Origin of the sequence: Formosa sp. S-31 (genome assembly GCF_051172795.1) — a bacterium.
Classification (GTDB): Bacteria; Bacteroidota; Bacteroidia; order Flavobacteriales; family Flavobacteriaceae; genus Formosa.
Genome location: NZ_JAENDK010000006.1, coordinates 72,592 through 86,497 on the forward strand (window position 1 = coordinate 72,592; position 13,906 = coordinate 86,497).

Consider the following 13,906-nt stretch of genomic DNA (forward strand, 5'->3'; position numbering starts at 1 on the left):
TTCAATCGTTTTGATACTACTAATTTAAAAATTTTAATGCAACCCAATTGTTACGTTCTAATTTTTCGCTTAGTTTTAACATATGTTTTCTACATTCTTCTTCTATAACAGGGATATCGTCGTTATAAAAGCCACTTAAAAACAACATTCCATTGTTATTTAACGCCTTAGCATACGTTTTAATATCATTAAGCAGAATGTTTCGGTTAATATTCGCAATAATGACATCATAAGACTTCCCCTCTAATAATGCAGCATCACCTTCGTAAACCGAAATGTGTTTACAGTTATTGCGCTCTACATTTTCCAGACTGTTTAAATAACACCAGTTATCAATATCTATGGCATCTAACTGTGTTGCGCCTTTCATTTCGGCCAGGATCGCTAATACACCTGTTCCGCAGCCCATATCTAAAACCGATTTATTAGCCATATCATTTTTTAGAATATGCTGAATCATCATATGCGTGGTTTCATGATGCCCGGTACCGAAACTCATTTTAGGTTCTATAATAATATCGTACTCCGTATCGAATTTATCGTGAAACGGAGCGCGAACAGCACACTGGTCGTCTACAACTATAGGACTGAAATTCTTTTCCCACTCCTCATTCCAGTTGGTTTGCTCAATTTCATCGAAAGTGTAAGAAATATCAAATTCATCTGAATTTAAGATTTGTATATCGTCTAAAATGTGCTCGTTCCATTCGTCTTTTTGAATATACGCCGTTACTCCCTCTTCGGTTTCCACAAAACTCTCAAAGCCCGCAAAGCCTAACTCTGCAATCAAAATCTCTACACCCGGTTGTAATGGCTGTACTTTAAAATAATATCCTAAATAAATCATGTTTGACATATAATCAAGTTTTAATCCTTTTCTAAATGCGTAACCTCTTAAAAACATATAAGCTGAATAAAAACATTCAGCTTATATAAAAAAGGTTACAAAACCTCTGTATTAATTAAATTAACGTTTTTTAAAACGCGTTAACAATAGCAAAAAAGTCTTCTGCATTTAATGCAGCACCTCCAATTAAACCACCATCAACATCTGGTTTAGAGAAAATTTCTTTTGCATTATTGGGCTTAACACTTCCACCATAAAGAATAGAAACGCTGTCGGCAACTTCTGCTCCGTATTTATCGGCTAAAGTTTTTCTAATGAAAGCATGCATATCCTGAGCCTGCTCCGGACTTGCAGTTTCTCCAGTACCGATTGCCCATACCGGCTCATACGCTAATACGATATTTTTAAAAGCAGCTGCATCTAAATGAAATAAGGCATTTTTAATTTGATCGCCCACTACGGTTTCATGATTATCCGATTTTCTATCGGCTAATTCTTCTCCGAAACAAAAAATTACGCGCATATCCTTAGCTAAGGCTGCATCTACTTTTTTTGCTAATATCTCATCTGTTTCGTTGAAATAAGCACGACGCTCGCTATGCCCTAAAATTACGGTAGTAATACCAACACTTTTTAACATGCTTGCACTAACTTCTCCTGTGTAAGCTCCGTTTTCTGCAAAATGCATATTCTGAGCTGCAACTTCAATATCCGATCCTTTTAATGCATTATAGGCAGCCCAAAGATTAGTAAATGGCGGCGCTACCATAACCTCTGCATCAGAAGATATTGTCTGACCTTTTAAAGCCGTTATTAAAGTTTCAGTTTGCGCTAAGTCGTTATTCATTTTCCAGTTACCTGCAACGATATTTTTTCTCATAATGTTATGTGTTTAAACGTTTTTATTGAAGTTTTACTTTTGGATCTAACCAAGCATAAATTATATCTACAAAAATATTGATAATTATGAAAAGAAGCGCTATAATTAACACCGAACCCATAATTACCGGCAAATCTAAAGTGTTTAGCGCATTAACTATTTCTTTCCCTAAACCATTCCAGCCAAATACATACTCTACAAACACAGCACCAGCAAGCATTGAGGCAAACCACCCGGAAATTGCAGTCACTACAGGATTCAAAGCATTTTTAACCGCATGATTCTTTATTATGTTAAATTCACTCAATCCTTTGGCCCTTGCCGTACGAATATAATCCTGATTAAGCACCTCCAAAAGCGAATTTCGCATTAACTGGATAACCACTGCGAGTGGACGAATACCTAGAACCACAGCCGGCAGCAGTAAGTTTTTCCATTTTATATGCATGGCTTCCCCAAAATCATCCAGCTCGTATAAACTCCCGGTCATCTCCAGATTAGTATAGTTATGGAACACGTAGCCAAAACACCAGGCAAATAGAATAGCGCTGAAAAATGAAGGCACACTCATCCCTACCGTACTAATCAACTGAATGGTTTTATCCAGTACCGTATTTTTATATAAAGCAGAAATAATACCAAAAATAACACCTAAAATAATAGCTATAACGATAGCACTAACGGCCAGAACAAAAGTATTGGGCAAGGTTTCTGCCAATACAGCACTTACCTTTTTCCCTTGTTTAGTGAAAGACTCTCTTAAATACGGCCATTTTACAGCTAGGTTATAATGTCCCAGTGAAATAAACGGCGTACCGTGATATTTATCTTGATTAAAATAGGTATAGTCTTGCTCATATACAGAATGTAAAGAAAGTGGAGATAAATCGTTTACATAATAAAAATACTGCGTACTTAAAGGTTTATCGAAACCGTATTTTTGTTTGATAACAGCCAGTTGTTCGCTGTCTTCATTCTGGCCCAGCATCATTTGTGCCGGATCGCCGGGTAACACATTAAATAAAAAAAATATTACAGTTACCACACCAAACAAGGTTAATAACGCATAAACTAATTTATTTAATATGTATTGTATCACAGGCTTAATTCACTTTACTTAGATTCAGGCTATCTACATCGTTCCAATGTACTTTCTGAGTTACGGTTCCTTTATTCAAGATTAAAATACCAGGATTAGATCGAACTATGGTTTTTAGAGCCGTTTCATCGGTAAAATAAAAATCGAAATTATAGCCGTAAGTTTCTCTTGCTTTTTGCTGTTCTTCTTCGCCTGAAGCAGTTAAGCCTATAACCTTATATCCATTTTCCAAAGCTTTATCCGATAGGTTCTTTAAAGCTTTTAATCCCAGACTTTCCGATTTATTTAAGTTGTAAGCTACTAATAACACTACATGGTCGTCGTGTAAAATGGCTTCGGTAAAATCTTCTCCGTCTCGTTCAATAGTAAAATCGTGTATCGGTGCTTCGTATCCGGGATTAATGACTTCGGTATCGACACTTACAAAATCACCTTTTACTGAAGGATATGAACCTTTTGTTGTAATGACCTGCTCTTCTCCGTTTACATTGAATTTCCATTTGTAATCTATATCGGCCTTAGGAGCATCTTCCGGCACAATCATATTCTCCCATAAATTAGCACCTACTTTATACGGTCTGAAATCTTTTACCGGTAAATGCATCAGTACATGATAAGCCAGTCCTAAACACCCAACAAAACTCAACAGAGAAACCATGGTTAATCCAAATCGGCTGAACCATGGTTTAATATGCTTAACTCCGAAAAACAAAACGAGAATCAGCACTAAAAGCACCACATCTTTAGAGAACGACTGCCATGGGGTTAATTTTACTGCATCTCCAAAACACCCACAGTCGGTCACTTTATTAAAATAGGCCGAATAGAACGTTAAGAAAGTAAAGAAAACAATCATTAACAGTAAGCTCCAGACTGTAAATTTTGGCTTATACCCTATAAGTAAAAACACGCCTAAAAGCACCTCGAACACGACAACTATAACAGAGATCATTAAAGCATAAGGCTCTAAAAACGTTAAATTAAGTACCGCTGCACTAAAATATTCTTCTAGTTTAAAGGAAAATCCTATAGGGTCGTTTAATTTTATTAAACCTGAAATGATAAATAATACACCTACAAAAATCCGACTTAAATTCACTATAGCTTTCATGTAATGGGGAGAACTTTATTTTTTTAAATTATTTGGCTTCTAAATGGATTAAGGCAAAAACCGCATAATTAATCATATCCTGATAATTCGCATCTATACCTTCGCTTACCAGCGTTTTTCCTTTATTGTCTTCAATCTGTTTTACGCGCAATAGTTTCTGTAAAATTAAATCGGTAAGCGAACTTACACGCATATCGCGCCAGGCCTCGCCGTAGTCATGATTTTTATTCATCATAAGCTCCTTAGTTTCGGCTATTTTTTCGTCGTAAAGATCTGTTGCTTCAACAGTAGTAAGATCCGGCTGATTGGCAATACCTTTTTCAATCTGTATCAATGCCATAATGCAATAGTTTATTACTCCTATAAACTCACTCACCTCACCTTCCTCTACTTTCTGCACTTCATTTTCCTGTAAACCACGAATGCGCTGTACTTTTATAAAAATCTGATCGGTTAAAGACGGTAGTCTTAAAATACGCCACGCACAACCATAATCCTTCATTTTATTAATAAACAAACTTCTACACATGGTTATTACAGCATCGTATTGTTTTGAGGTATCTTGCATAAATTGATATGAATTTTGCGTAAATTTCGCATAAATTAATTGATTTGCAAACTTAAACCATTCCTAATACCGTTTTGACAAAAACTATAAACTGCAAAGGACAACTTATTAATCTTGCTACTCCTCACGTTATGGGGATTTTAAACCTTACGCCCGACTCGTTTTACGACGGAGGAAGCTATAAAAATGAAGCTGACATTCTAAAACAGGTGGAGCTTATGCTTCAACAAGGCGCTACATTTATTGATGTTGGCGCCTACAGTTCCAGACCAGATGCCGAACATGTGAGTGAAGCAGAAGAACTGAAACGCATTTTACCTGTAGTGGAATTACTGGTAAAAACATTCCCAGACATTTTACTATCTATTGATACGTTCAGGAGTACTATTGCCAAAGCCTGTATTGAAGCCGGTGCCGCTTTAATTAATGATATTTCTGCCGGACATCTGGACGACAATATGCTGAAAATTGTTGGACAGCTAAAAGTTCCATATATCATGATGCATATGCGTGGCACTCCACAAACCATGCAACAGCACACTTCGTACAAGGATTTAACCCAAGACATCTTATTCTATTTTTCTGAGCGTATCGCTCAGGCGCGAGCACATGGTATTATAGATTGTATAATCGATCCCGGATTTGGTTTTTCTAAAACTACCGCCCAAAACTTCGAGTTACTTAACAAACTCGAATTACTGCAATTTACCGAATTACCCCTTTTGGTTGGTGTGTCCAGAAAATCGATGATTTATAAAACCTTAAATATTTCGGCTAAAGAAGCCCTTAATGGTACAAGCGTAATTAACACGATTAGTTTACAAAAAGGAGCGTCTATATTAAGAGTACACGATGTTAAAGAAGCTATGGAATGTATTTCCTTACTAAATGCCTTAAATGCTTAATATGAGACTTACCGCCCTTTTGTTTGTTTTCTTGTTAAGCTTTAGTTGTTCCAATGAAAAAGAATTACAACTCGCCAAGATAACACATTCCGAAATCACAAAAATAACCGATGTGTCTCCAGCCTATATTTTTTATAATCCGTCAGAACCGGATAGCCTGGAACTTAACCGTAAAAACCTAATTAGTACAACCAACTGGTTGGTTAACATAGATAAGCGACTTACTTTAAAACAGCTTATATCTACCCTTATGTTTTTACAGGAAAAAAAAGAAAATGCCTCACATAAAAACAAAAGCTCTAAAAATTATTTCACAGGCTTTAATCCGAAAGATAAAACGCTGCGTTTTTTAGACTTTACAACAACCCGTTTCCATCTGGATACAACAGCCGAATCGTATAAAAAAGACCATAATCCGGAAGCTGAAATAATAAACATTTCAGAAAACACGATTCAGATATCGAATAAAAACTATACCGAGTCCGAATTAATCAACGCTCTGAATTCCTCGACTGAAAAAGACTTAAAATACATTCTGAATTTTCACAGTCGGCTAACGTTTCAGGAGTACTTAAAATTTAAAGATGCATTGCTAAGCGTTAAGCATTCATCCGTTTTTATAGATCAAAACGAATTTATATATTAAGTGATTTTGCTACATTTACAAAAACATCTGCCCTTTGGAAATCTTTAGTGACCTTTTAAAATTTACTTTAATCGATTTAATCGATGTCTTTTTAGTGGCTTTGCTGCTTTACTATGTTTACAAACTGGTAAAAGGTACGGTAGCTATTAATATCTTCATTGGAATTGTAATCATCTACATCATCTGGAAAATCACCGAAGCCATTCACATGCAACTACTAAGTAACATTCTTGGTGGCTTTATCAGTGTAGGTATGTTTGCTTTAATTGTTGTATTTCAGCAAGAGCTTAGAAAATTTTTATTGATGATAGGCTCGACTAATTTCAACAAAAATGGCCAGTTGTTTAAGCAGCTTAAATTTTTAAAAACCGAAACCAACGACCTGTCAAATTCCATTGTTGAAACTGTAATTGCCGCCTGTACTAAAATGGCAGCGACCCACACCGGAGCTTTAATTGTTTTTGAACGCAATAATAATCTGGATTTTCTGGCACGTACCGGAGACGAAATGAACATTACGGTAACCCAACCCATTATAGAAAGTATTTTCTTTAAAAACAGCCCTTTGCATGATGGCGCTATAATAATTTCAAAAAATATCATTAAAGCCACACGCGTAATACTTCCGGTGAATAACGACAAGAATTTACCACAACGTTTCGGATTACGACACAGAGCAGCTGTGGGCGTCTGCGAAAAAACGGATGCACTGGCTCTTGTTGTAAGTGAGGAAACCGGACAAATTTCCTATTTCAAAAATGGTGAATTTGTATCTTACGACGATTTAACAGACCTAATTACTATGATAAAAGACGACTTGATTTAAGTCGTCAGTTCTTTCATAAACTGCACTTCGTAAAGATTACGATAATAGCCGTTTTCTTTTTTAAGAAGTTCTTTATGCGAACCTTGCTCTACAATTTCTCCCGAATCCATAACTATAATTTTATCGGCTTTTTTAATCGTCGCCAGACGGTGAGCAATAACAATAGAAGTTCTGCCTTTCGTTATTTTATCGGTTGCATTTTGTATGAGCTGTTCCGAATGCGAATCTACCGATGAAGTCGCTTCATCTAAAACCAGTATACTCGGATTGGTAACATAAGCACGCAGAAATGAAATTAACTGGCGCTGTCCAGAGGACAACATTACCCCGCGCTCCTTAACATTATAATGATACCCGTTTGGCAAACTACTAATAAAATCGTGAACGCCTATTTCCTTAGCAGCTCGCACCACTTGCTCTTCAGAAATCTCCGGATGATTTAAAGTTATATTATTAAAAATGGTATCGGCAAACAAAAACACATCCTGTAATACCACTGCTATCTGCGCTCTTAACGACGCCAGAGTAAAGGTTTTAATATCTACATGATCTATTTCTATAACCCCATTATCTATTTCGTAAAAACGACTTAATAAATTAATAATGGTCGATTTTCCAGCTCCGGTTGCACCAACGATAGCCACGGTTTGCCCGGCTTTCACTTCTAAAGAAATATCCTTGAGTACTACTTCGTCTTTCACATAACTGAATCTTACATTTTTAAAGGAAATATCCCCTTTAAAATGAGCTGCCTCCAGTTGACCGTTATTATCGATATGCGAGGTTGTATCTAAAATTTTAAACACCCGGTTGGCAGCCACCATTCCCATCTGGAAGGTATTAAACTTATCAGCGATTTGTCGTAATGGCCTGAATAACATCGGAATCATCATAACAAAAGCGGTTAAATCTCCTAATGAAGAACTTTCGCGCACAACAACATCCAGGCCACCATACCAGGCCACAAGACCTATGGTAATAGAAGTAGACAGTTCAGCAATAGGGAAGAATATCGAGTTATACCAAACCGTTTTTAACCATCCTTTTTTATGGCGTTCATTTATAACTTTAAACTTCTTGTATTCTATATCCTCACGAGTAAATAACTGCAGAATTTTCATTCCTGTTACCCGCTCCTGAACAAACGAATTTAAATTGGAAACTTCAGTACGAACTTCTTCGAAAGCCTTCTTCATATATTTTTGAAATACCCTTGTTGCATATAACACCACTGGTAACATTAAAAACACGATAAAACTTAATTTCCAGTTCATATAAACCATAAAACCGGCCACAACGATCATGGTTAAGGCATCTCTAAAAATCATAAACAGGCCTTCTCCGAAAATATCGGCAATACGTTCCATATCGGTTACCGCACGGGTGATAAGTAACCCTACAGACGAATTATCATAATACTTCATCTTAAACGTAAGCATATGATTAAACAGCTTGACACGAATATCGCGAACCACACTTTGTCCCAGCCATCCGGAATAAAAAATAAAAATAAGCTGAAAAACGACCTCGAACACCAGCAAGCCAACCATAAATAACACGTAAGGCAAAAATCCTTCAACAGTTTTAGTTGCGATATTGTTATCTATGGCCTGCTGAAGAATATAAGGTCTTAATGCTCCAGAAATAGCCAATAAAATAACGGAGATAAAAACACCTATAAAAACCCTGTTGTACGGTTTTATATATTTAAGCAGACGCTTAAACAAATTAATATTTACACTGTTATTTTGAGTTTTGTTATCCATTTAAATATATCGATTCAGGATATTCTACTTTAGTTAAATACAGTCCCTGCGCCGGAACTGAATAGCCCGCTTCACTTCTGTTTTTCGAAGAAATAATACGATGTAAGTCTTCTATTTGCAACTTGCCAATGCCTATATTTATTAAGGTCCCCACTATTGCTCTGACCATATTTCTTAAAAAACGGTCTGCAGTAATGGTAAAATGCAATTCGTCTTTCACAACCGAAAAACCTGCTTGCTTTATATCGCAATTATAGGTTTTCACATCGGTATTACTTTTAGAAAAACATTGAAAATCCCTGTATTCCAGTAATATTCCGGAAGCCGTATTCATTTTATCAATATCCAATTTAGGTTTTAAGTAATAGGCTTCTTCAAAATTAAACACATTTTTTTCCAAGGCTATACGGTACAAATACGATCTGCTTACCGCATCAAACCGTGTATGCGCTTCGGGCTGAACTCTAAAAACACGATGTATAGCGATATCTTTTGGCAAAAACGCATTAAGCTTATACGTCAGCTGAGCTTCATTTAACAATGATTCTGTATCAAAATGGGCAAACATCTGCGAAGCATGAACTCCGGCATCGGTACGCCCAGCCCCTACAATACTCGTTGGCGCCTTTAAAAGCAACGATAATCCCTTTTCAATCACTTCCTGTACCGAAATGGCATTTGGCTGATTTTGCCAACCGTGATACGCTTTTCCGTTATAAGAAAGTTCTAAAAAATATCTCAAGAAATGTCTTAATTTTGTTAATCAAGCTACAAAGATAATCAGTTTTAGTAGTTTCAACTCACAATATTCTCTTAATGACAAAAATACTCTTGCTCTCGGACACCCACGGTTACATGGACGATGATATTTTAAAACATGTAAAACAAGCAGATGAAGTCTGGCATGCCGGCGACATTGGCAACCTATCGGTTACCGATAAAATAAAAGCATTGAAACCCTTACGTGGTGTATACGGCAATATAGACGACGCAAAAGTGAGACAGGAATTCCCGGAACACAACAGGTTTATGTGCGAAGACGTTGATGTCTGGATTACGCATATTGGAGGCTACCCTAACCGGTATAATATTAGAGTTAAAGATGAAATTTACGACCGGCCGCCTAAACTTTTTATCTGTGGCCATTCGCATATTTTAAAAGTGATGCCCGATAAAAAACTGAATTTATTACATATGAATCCCGGTGCCGTTGGCATCCATGGTTTTCATAAAGTACGTACCATGTTACGATTTAAAATAGAAGGAAAAGAAATTAAAGACTTAGAAGTTATAGAGTTTAATAAACGCTAAAAAATAAAAACCCGAAGCACAACCTTCGGGTTTTTTACACGCACTAATACTACTAAGATGTTAGGTTTAACGTAATCGATCTACAGATTTTACAAGATCTTCATCCTTTTTAATGGCTTTATTAGCTAACACTAATAATACGATAGAAATTATAGGAAGAAACATCCCAATACCTTTCTCTGAAACCTGAGTTTCTCCAGATAAATTTAGAGATTGATACACGAAAAATCCTAGTAAAATAAAGTTTAATATGATGTTAAGACGACACAAAACAAATTGCGTCTGTCTGTTTTTAAACAAAAATATAGTTACTAAAGATAACAGGCCCGATCCTAAGAACAAGGCTAAATACAAAATATTATCAGCAGCAAATACCAAAGCGTCTTCTGCATTTTTCCACAGATTAAATACATAAATTAATCCGCAAGATACTAAAGCTGCTAATATCAAATATATGGTTTGTATACGTTGTATCATCGGTTTTTTTCAAACTTGAGCACAAAAATAGCAGTTTCTTTGAGAACATTTATATAAATTATTAAAATAAAAGTCGTATAATTGCAATAACAAACTACAACACTCTTGGTTTTAGCTTGTTAATTCTTCCAGAATAAGATAAATTTTTCTTCTAGAATATCATCATTTAAAATATAACTCAAATATTCAATTGAACATCAATGTTTGAAATCACGCAATTAAAAGAGATGAAACTTCCTGAACTACAGGAAATTGCTAAAAAATTAAATGTTCCCAAGTTTCGCTCCCTAAAAAAACTCGATCTTGTATATCAGATATTAGATCAACAGGCTGCCAACCCAAAAGCCGTAATCGAAGCTAAAACGGAAACAACATCAGAGGCTACCGAGACGAAACCTAAGGTTGAAGCTGCTCCTAAGCCAAAACGTGAACGCGTAAAAAAACGCATTCCTGCCAAACCTGTAACTTCAAGCAACACTCCCGAAGCAACAACTACAGAAAGCAAAACAGAATCTGAGCCTCAAAATAAAAACACGCCTAAAGAGCGCAAACAGCCTCAGAAGCAAAAACCACAAAAACAAGCCATTAATCCGGTAAACGAAGATAAAACTGCTGCTCCGGTAAAAGAGGATAAAGGAAATCCTAACCAGAACAATCAGCAAAATCGCCAGAAAAAGGATCATCAGAAAAAAGATTCCGGCAACCAGAAACAGCATTCAAAAAACAACAATAACGGTAACCAAAACCCTAACAATGCCAATAACGGCAACAAAGATACGCGTAACCGTTATAGAGAACCAGAGTTTGAATTTGATGCCATTATTGAAAGTGAAGGTGTACTGGACATTATGCAGGATGGCTACGGCTTTTTAAGATCTTCAGACTACAATTATCTTTCTTCTCCAGATGATATTTATGTATCTCAATCTCAAATTCGTTTATTCGGATTAAAAACAGGAGATACTGTACTTGGAAACGTAAGACCTCCTAAAGAAGGTGAAAAATATTTCCCTTTAATTAAGGTTAATAAAATTAATGGTCTGGATCCTCAGGTGGTTAGAGACCGTGTATCTTTCGAGCATTTAACACCGTTATTCCCGAAAGAAAAATTTAATATCGCTGAAAAACAAAGCACCATATCTACTAGAATTATGGACTTATTCAGCCCGATAGGTAAAGGTCAACGTGGTATGATTGTGTCTCAGCCAAAGACCGGTAAAACCATGTTGTTAAAAGATATAGCAAATGCTATTGCAGCAAACCATCCGGAAGTATATCAGATTATTTTATTAATTGACGAACGTCCTGAAGAAGTTACAGACATGCAGCGTCATGTACGTGGCGAAGTTGTTGCGTCTACTTTCGACAAGGAAGCTCACGAGCATGTTAAAATTGCCAATATCGTATTAGAGAAAGCTAAACGCCTTGTAGAATGTGGTCATGATGTTGTAATCCTCCTAGACTCTATTACACGTCTGGCACGAGCTTATAACACGGTACAACCGGCATCGGGTAAAATTTTAAGTGGTGGTGTAGATGCCAACGCACTACATAAACCAAAACGTTTCTTTGGTGCAGCTCGTAATATTGAAAAAGGAGGATCTTTATCTATTATAGCTACTGCACTTACAGATACCGGTTCTAAAATGGACGAGGTTATTTTTGAAGAATTTAAAGGAACCGGTAACATGGAACTTCAGTTAGACAGACGTATTGCCAACCGAAGAATATTCCCGGCTATCGATTTAATTTCATCTAGTACCCGTCGCGACGATTTACTGTTAGACGACAATACCATTCAACGCATGTGGATTATGCGCAAATATCTTGCAGACATGAATCCTGTAGAAGCTATGGAGTTTATCAACGAACGCTTCAAACAAACCAGAAATAACGAAGAGTTTTTAATTTCCATGAATAGTTAATTAAAAGCAACATTCAAAATACAAAAAGGCTATCTGATTTTTCAGGTAGCTTTTTTTTAACCGGATATTTCGTAAAAGCCAGAATTTAAATCTATATAAAATCGCGCTTTTTTATACTTTTATAACATGAAAATACAAGATTTACATCACCTGTTTTTAGCGTGTAATGCGGTTTGTACAGATACCAGAACGCTTCAAAAAAATGATATATTTTTTGCTCTAAGTGGCGAAAATTTTAATGGCAATACTTTTGCTGAAAAAGCTATTGAAAGCGGAGCAAAATATGCTGTTATAGATCAAGCTGAATACAAAACTTCCGAAAAAACTATTCTGGTAGAAAATGTACTGGAAACCCTTCAGGCTTTAGCTTCCTTTAACCGTACCTACCTGAACATTCCAATTATAGCCTTAACAGGGAGCAATGGAAAAACAACCACCAAAGAGTTAATTAATGCTGTTTTATCGACAACGTATAAAACCACTGCTACCACAGGCAATTTAAACAACCATATCGGCGTCCCGCTTACCTTATTGTCCATGACTAAAAACACGGAAATAGGTATCGTGGAAATGGGTGCAAACCATTTAAAGGAAATTGATTTTTTATGCCAGATTGCACAACCTAACTACGGTTACATTACCAATTTTGGTAAAGCTCATCTGGAAGGTTTTGGTAGCCTCGAAGGGGTTGTTCTGGGTAAAACAGAGCTATATCGTTATTTAGGACAGCATAATGGCATGGCATTTATTAATGTCAATGATTCGAAACAAGTAGAACAAGCCAAAGGTTTAGATCAGTATACTTTTGGAAAAGAGGATACCGAGGCAAATGCAAAAATTGACTTAAAATCAGCAGACCCATTAGTTGTTTGCACCTATAACGATTTGACCATTAAAAGCAATTTAATCGGGATTTATAACTTCAATAATATCTCTGCGGCTATTGCCATAGGTCAATATTTTAAAGTAAAGCCAAAAGGCATTCAGAAAGCTATAGAACTTTACAATCCTAAAAACAACAGATCGCAGATAATTCAAAAAGAAAATCAGCAAATCATACTCGACGCCTATAACGCAAATCCGACAAGTATGAAAGCTGCTCTGGAAAGTTTCTCCAGTTTAAAAGCAACTTCTAAGATTGCCATTATTGGAGATATGTTCGAATTGGGTAAAGAGGCAGACAAGGAACATCAGGACATTAGCAATTTAGCTATAGCATTAAATATAGACCAGATTATTACCATAGGGCATCATTTTGCCAAGAGCACTATTAATTCAGAGAAACTGATAAATTTCAACACTTTTGAAGATTTCAGCAGTGCAATTCACAACTTACACTTAAAGGAAGCCACCTTGCTTATTAAGGCTTCACGCGGCATGAAACTGGAACGCATTTTAGATCTTTTATAAAACAGAAAAGATAATAAACTAAAAAAGGCTTCTCATAAAGAGAAGCCTTTTTTAATACTGTGGGCGCGAAGGGATTCGAACCCCTGACCCCTTGGGTGTAAACCAAGTGCTCTGAACCAACTGAGCTACGCGCCC

14 protein-coding genes and 1 tRNA gene are annotated in these 13,906 nt (G+C 36.3%); 6 read left to right on the forward strand and 9 right to left on the reverse strand.

Going from position 1 to position 13,906, the window contains the following annotated elements:
• Positions 1 to 19: 19 nt before the first annotated feature.
• From prmA to I3217_RS07875, 5 genes are all read right to left on the reverse strand, one after another.
• Entirely contained in the window at positions 20 to 856 is an 837-nt protein-coding gene (gene prmA / locus I3217_RS07855; RefSeq protein ID WP_435049209.1) for a 50S ribosomal protein L11 methyltransferase, read from the reverse strand.
• Between the two features lie 121 nt (positions 857 to 977).
• Positions 978 to 1,727 carry a triose-phosphate isomerase gene (gene tpiA, locus I3217_RS07860; protein WP_435049210.1) on the reverse strand — a complete coding sequence of 250 codons (750 nt, stop codon included), beginning with the start codon at positions 1,725 to 1,727 and terminating at the stop codon, positions 978 to 980.
• A gap of 22 nt (positions 1,728 to 1,749) precedes the next feature.
• A complete protein-coding gene (locus I3217_RS07865) occupies positions 1,750 to 2,826 on the reverse strand; it encodes an ABC transporter permease (protein WP_435049211.1) in 1,077 nt (358 codons plus the stop codon).
• 4 nt (positions 2,827 to 2,830) lie between these two features.
• Positions 2,831 to 3,937 (reverse strand): BT_3928 family protein, encoded by a 1,107-nt coding sequence (locus I3217_RS07870; RefSeq protein ID WP_435049212.1) that lies wholly within the window; start codon positions 3,935 to 3,937, stop codon positions 2,831 to 2,833.
• Between the two features lie 28 nt (positions 3,938 to 3,965).
• Entirely contained in the window at positions 3,966 to 4,505 is a 540-nt protein-coding gene (locus tag I3217_RS07875) for a DUF1599 domain-containing protein (RefSeq protein WP_435049213.1), read from the reverse strand.
• 131 nt (positions 4,506 to 4,636) lie between these two features.
• Here I3217_RS07875 and folP point away from each other — a divergent pair, with 131 nt between their 5' ends.
• Genes folP through I3217_RS07890 form a run of 3 tightly spaced genes read left to right on the forward strand, consistent with a single transcriptional unit; the run spans position 4,637 to position 6,882 of the window.
• The gene (gene folP / locus I3217_RS07880; protein ID WP_435049304.1) at positions 4,637 to 5,410 is read left to right on the forward strand and encodes a dihydropteroate synthase; all 774 of its coding nucleotides are present in this window, start codon (positions 4,637 to 4,639) and stop codon (positions 5,408 to 5,410) included.
• A gap of 1 nt (position 5,411) precedes the next feature.
• Positions 5,412 to 6,056 carry a hypothetical protein gene (locus tag I3217_RS07885; RefSeq protein ID WP_435049214.1) on the forward strand — a complete coding sequence of 215 codons (645 nt, stop codon included), beginning with the start codon at positions 5,412 to 5,414 and terminating at the stop codon, positions 6,054 to 6,056.
• A 34-nt stretch (positions 6,057 to 6,090) separates the two neighbouring features.
• Entirely contained in the window at positions 6,091 to 6,882 is a 792-nt protein-coding gene (locus I3217_RS07890; protein ID WP_435049215.1) for a diadenylate cyclase, read from the forward strand.
• Here I3217_RS07890 and I3217_RS07895 read toward each other — a convergent pair.
• Both I3217_RS07895 and truA read right to left on the reverse strand, forming a co-directional pair.
• The gene (locus I3217_RS07895; RefSeq protein WP_435049216.1) at positions 6,879 to 8,648 is read right to left on the reverse strand and encodes an ABC transporter ATP-binding protein; all 1,770 of its coding nucleotides are present in this window, start codon (positions 8,646 to 8,648) and stop codon (positions 6,879 to 6,881) included. The genes I3217_RS07890 and I3217_RS07895 overlap by 4 nt on opposite strands.
• Positions 8,641 to 9,390 carry a tRNA pseudouridine(38-40) synthase TruA gene (gene truA, locus I3217_RS07900; protein ID WP_435049217.1) on the reverse strand — a complete coding sequence of 250 codons (750 nt, stop codon included), beginning with the start codon at positions 9,388 to 9,390 and terminating at the stop codon, positions 8,641 to 8,643. The genes I3217_RS07895 and truA overlap by 8 nt, the downstream gene beginning before the upstream one ends.
• A 74-nt stretch (positions 9,391 to 9,464) precedes the next feature.
• Between truA and I3217_RS07905 the strand changes: the two genes are divergently transcribed.
• On the forward strand, positions 9,465 to 9,959 hold the full coding sequence (locus tag I3217_RS07905) for a metallophosphoesterase family protein (RefSeq protein ID WP_435049218.1): 495 nt from the start codon (positions 9,465 to 9,467) through the stop codon (positions 9,957 to 9,959).
• Positions 9,960 to 10,025: 66 nt separating this feature from the next.
• On the opposite strand, the gene I3217_RS07910 is transcribed toward I3217_RS07905, so the two are convergent.
• Positions 10,026 to 10,436 carry a DUF4293 domain-containing protein gene (locus I3217_RS07910; protein ID WP_435049219.1) on the reverse strand — a complete coding sequence of 137 codons (411 nt, stop codon included), beginning with the start codon at positions 10,434 to 10,436 and terminating at the stop codon, positions 10,026 to 10,028.
• Between the two features lie 200 nt (positions 10,437 to 10,636).
• Between I3217_RS07910 and rho the strand changes: the two genes are divergently transcribed.
• The gene (rho, locus tag I3217_RS07915) at positions 10,637 to 12,361 is read left to right on the forward strand and encodes a transcription termination factor Rho (protein WP_435049220.1); all 1,725 of its coding nucleotides are present in this window, start codon (positions 10,637 to 10,639) and stop codon (positions 12,359 to 12,361) included.
• 126 nt (positions 12,362 to 12,487) lie between these two features.
• Complete coding sequence (locus tag I3217_RS07920; RefSeq protein ID WP_435049221.1) at positions 12,488 to 13,771, forward strand: UDP-N-acetylmuramoyl-tripeptide--D-alanyl-D-alanine ligase; 1,284 nt, start codon at positions 12,488 to 12,490, stop codon at positions 13,769 to 13,771.
• Between the two features lie 60 nt (positions 13,772 to 13,831).
• Here I3217_RS07920 and I3217_RS07925 read toward each other — a convergent pair.
• Positions 13,832 to 13,906 (reverse strand) — tRNA-Val (locus I3217_RS07925).

Coding starts and splice junctions, on each gene's coding strand:
- prmA (WP_435049209.1), bottom strand. CDS start 856: ATGTCAAACATGATTTATTTAGGATATTATTTTAAAGTACAGCCATTA.
- tpiA (WP_435049210.1), bottom strand. CDS start 1,727: ATGAGAAAAAATATCGTTGCAGGTAACTGGAAAATGAATAACGACTTA.
- I3217_RS07870 (WP_435049212.1), bottom strand. CDS start 3,937: ATGAAAGCTATAGTGAATTTAAGTCGGATTTTTGTAGGTGTATTATTT.
- I3217_RS07875 (WP_435049213.1), bottom strand. CDS start 4,505: ATGCAAGATACCTCAAAACAATACGATGCTGTAATAACCATGTGTAGA.
- folP (WP_435049304.1), top strand. CDS start 4,637: ATGGGGATTTTAAACCTTACGCCCGACTCGTTTTACGACGGAGGAAGC.
- I3217_RS07885 (WP_435049214.1), top strand. CDS start 5,412: ATGAGACTTACCGCCCTTTTGTTTGTTTTCTTGTTAAGCTTTAGTTGT.
- I3217_RS07895 (WP_435049216.1), bottom strand. CDS start 8,648: ATGGATAACAAAACTCAAAATAACAGTGTAAATATTAATTTGTTTAAG.
- I3217_RS07905 (WP_435049218.1), top strand. CDS start 9,465: ATGACAAAAATACTCTTGCTCTCGGACACCCACGGTTACATGGACGAT.
- I3217_RS07910 (WP_435049219.1), bottom strand. CDS start 10,436: ATGATACAACGTATACAAACCATATATTTGATATTAGCAGCTTTAGTA.
- rho (WP_435049220.1), top strand. CDS start 10,637: ATGTTTGAAATCACGCAATTAAAAGAGATGAAACTTCCTGAACTACAG.
- I3217_RS07920 (WP_435049221.1), top strand. CDS start 12,488: ATGAAAATACAAGATTTACATCACCTGTTTTTAGCGTGTAATGCGGTT.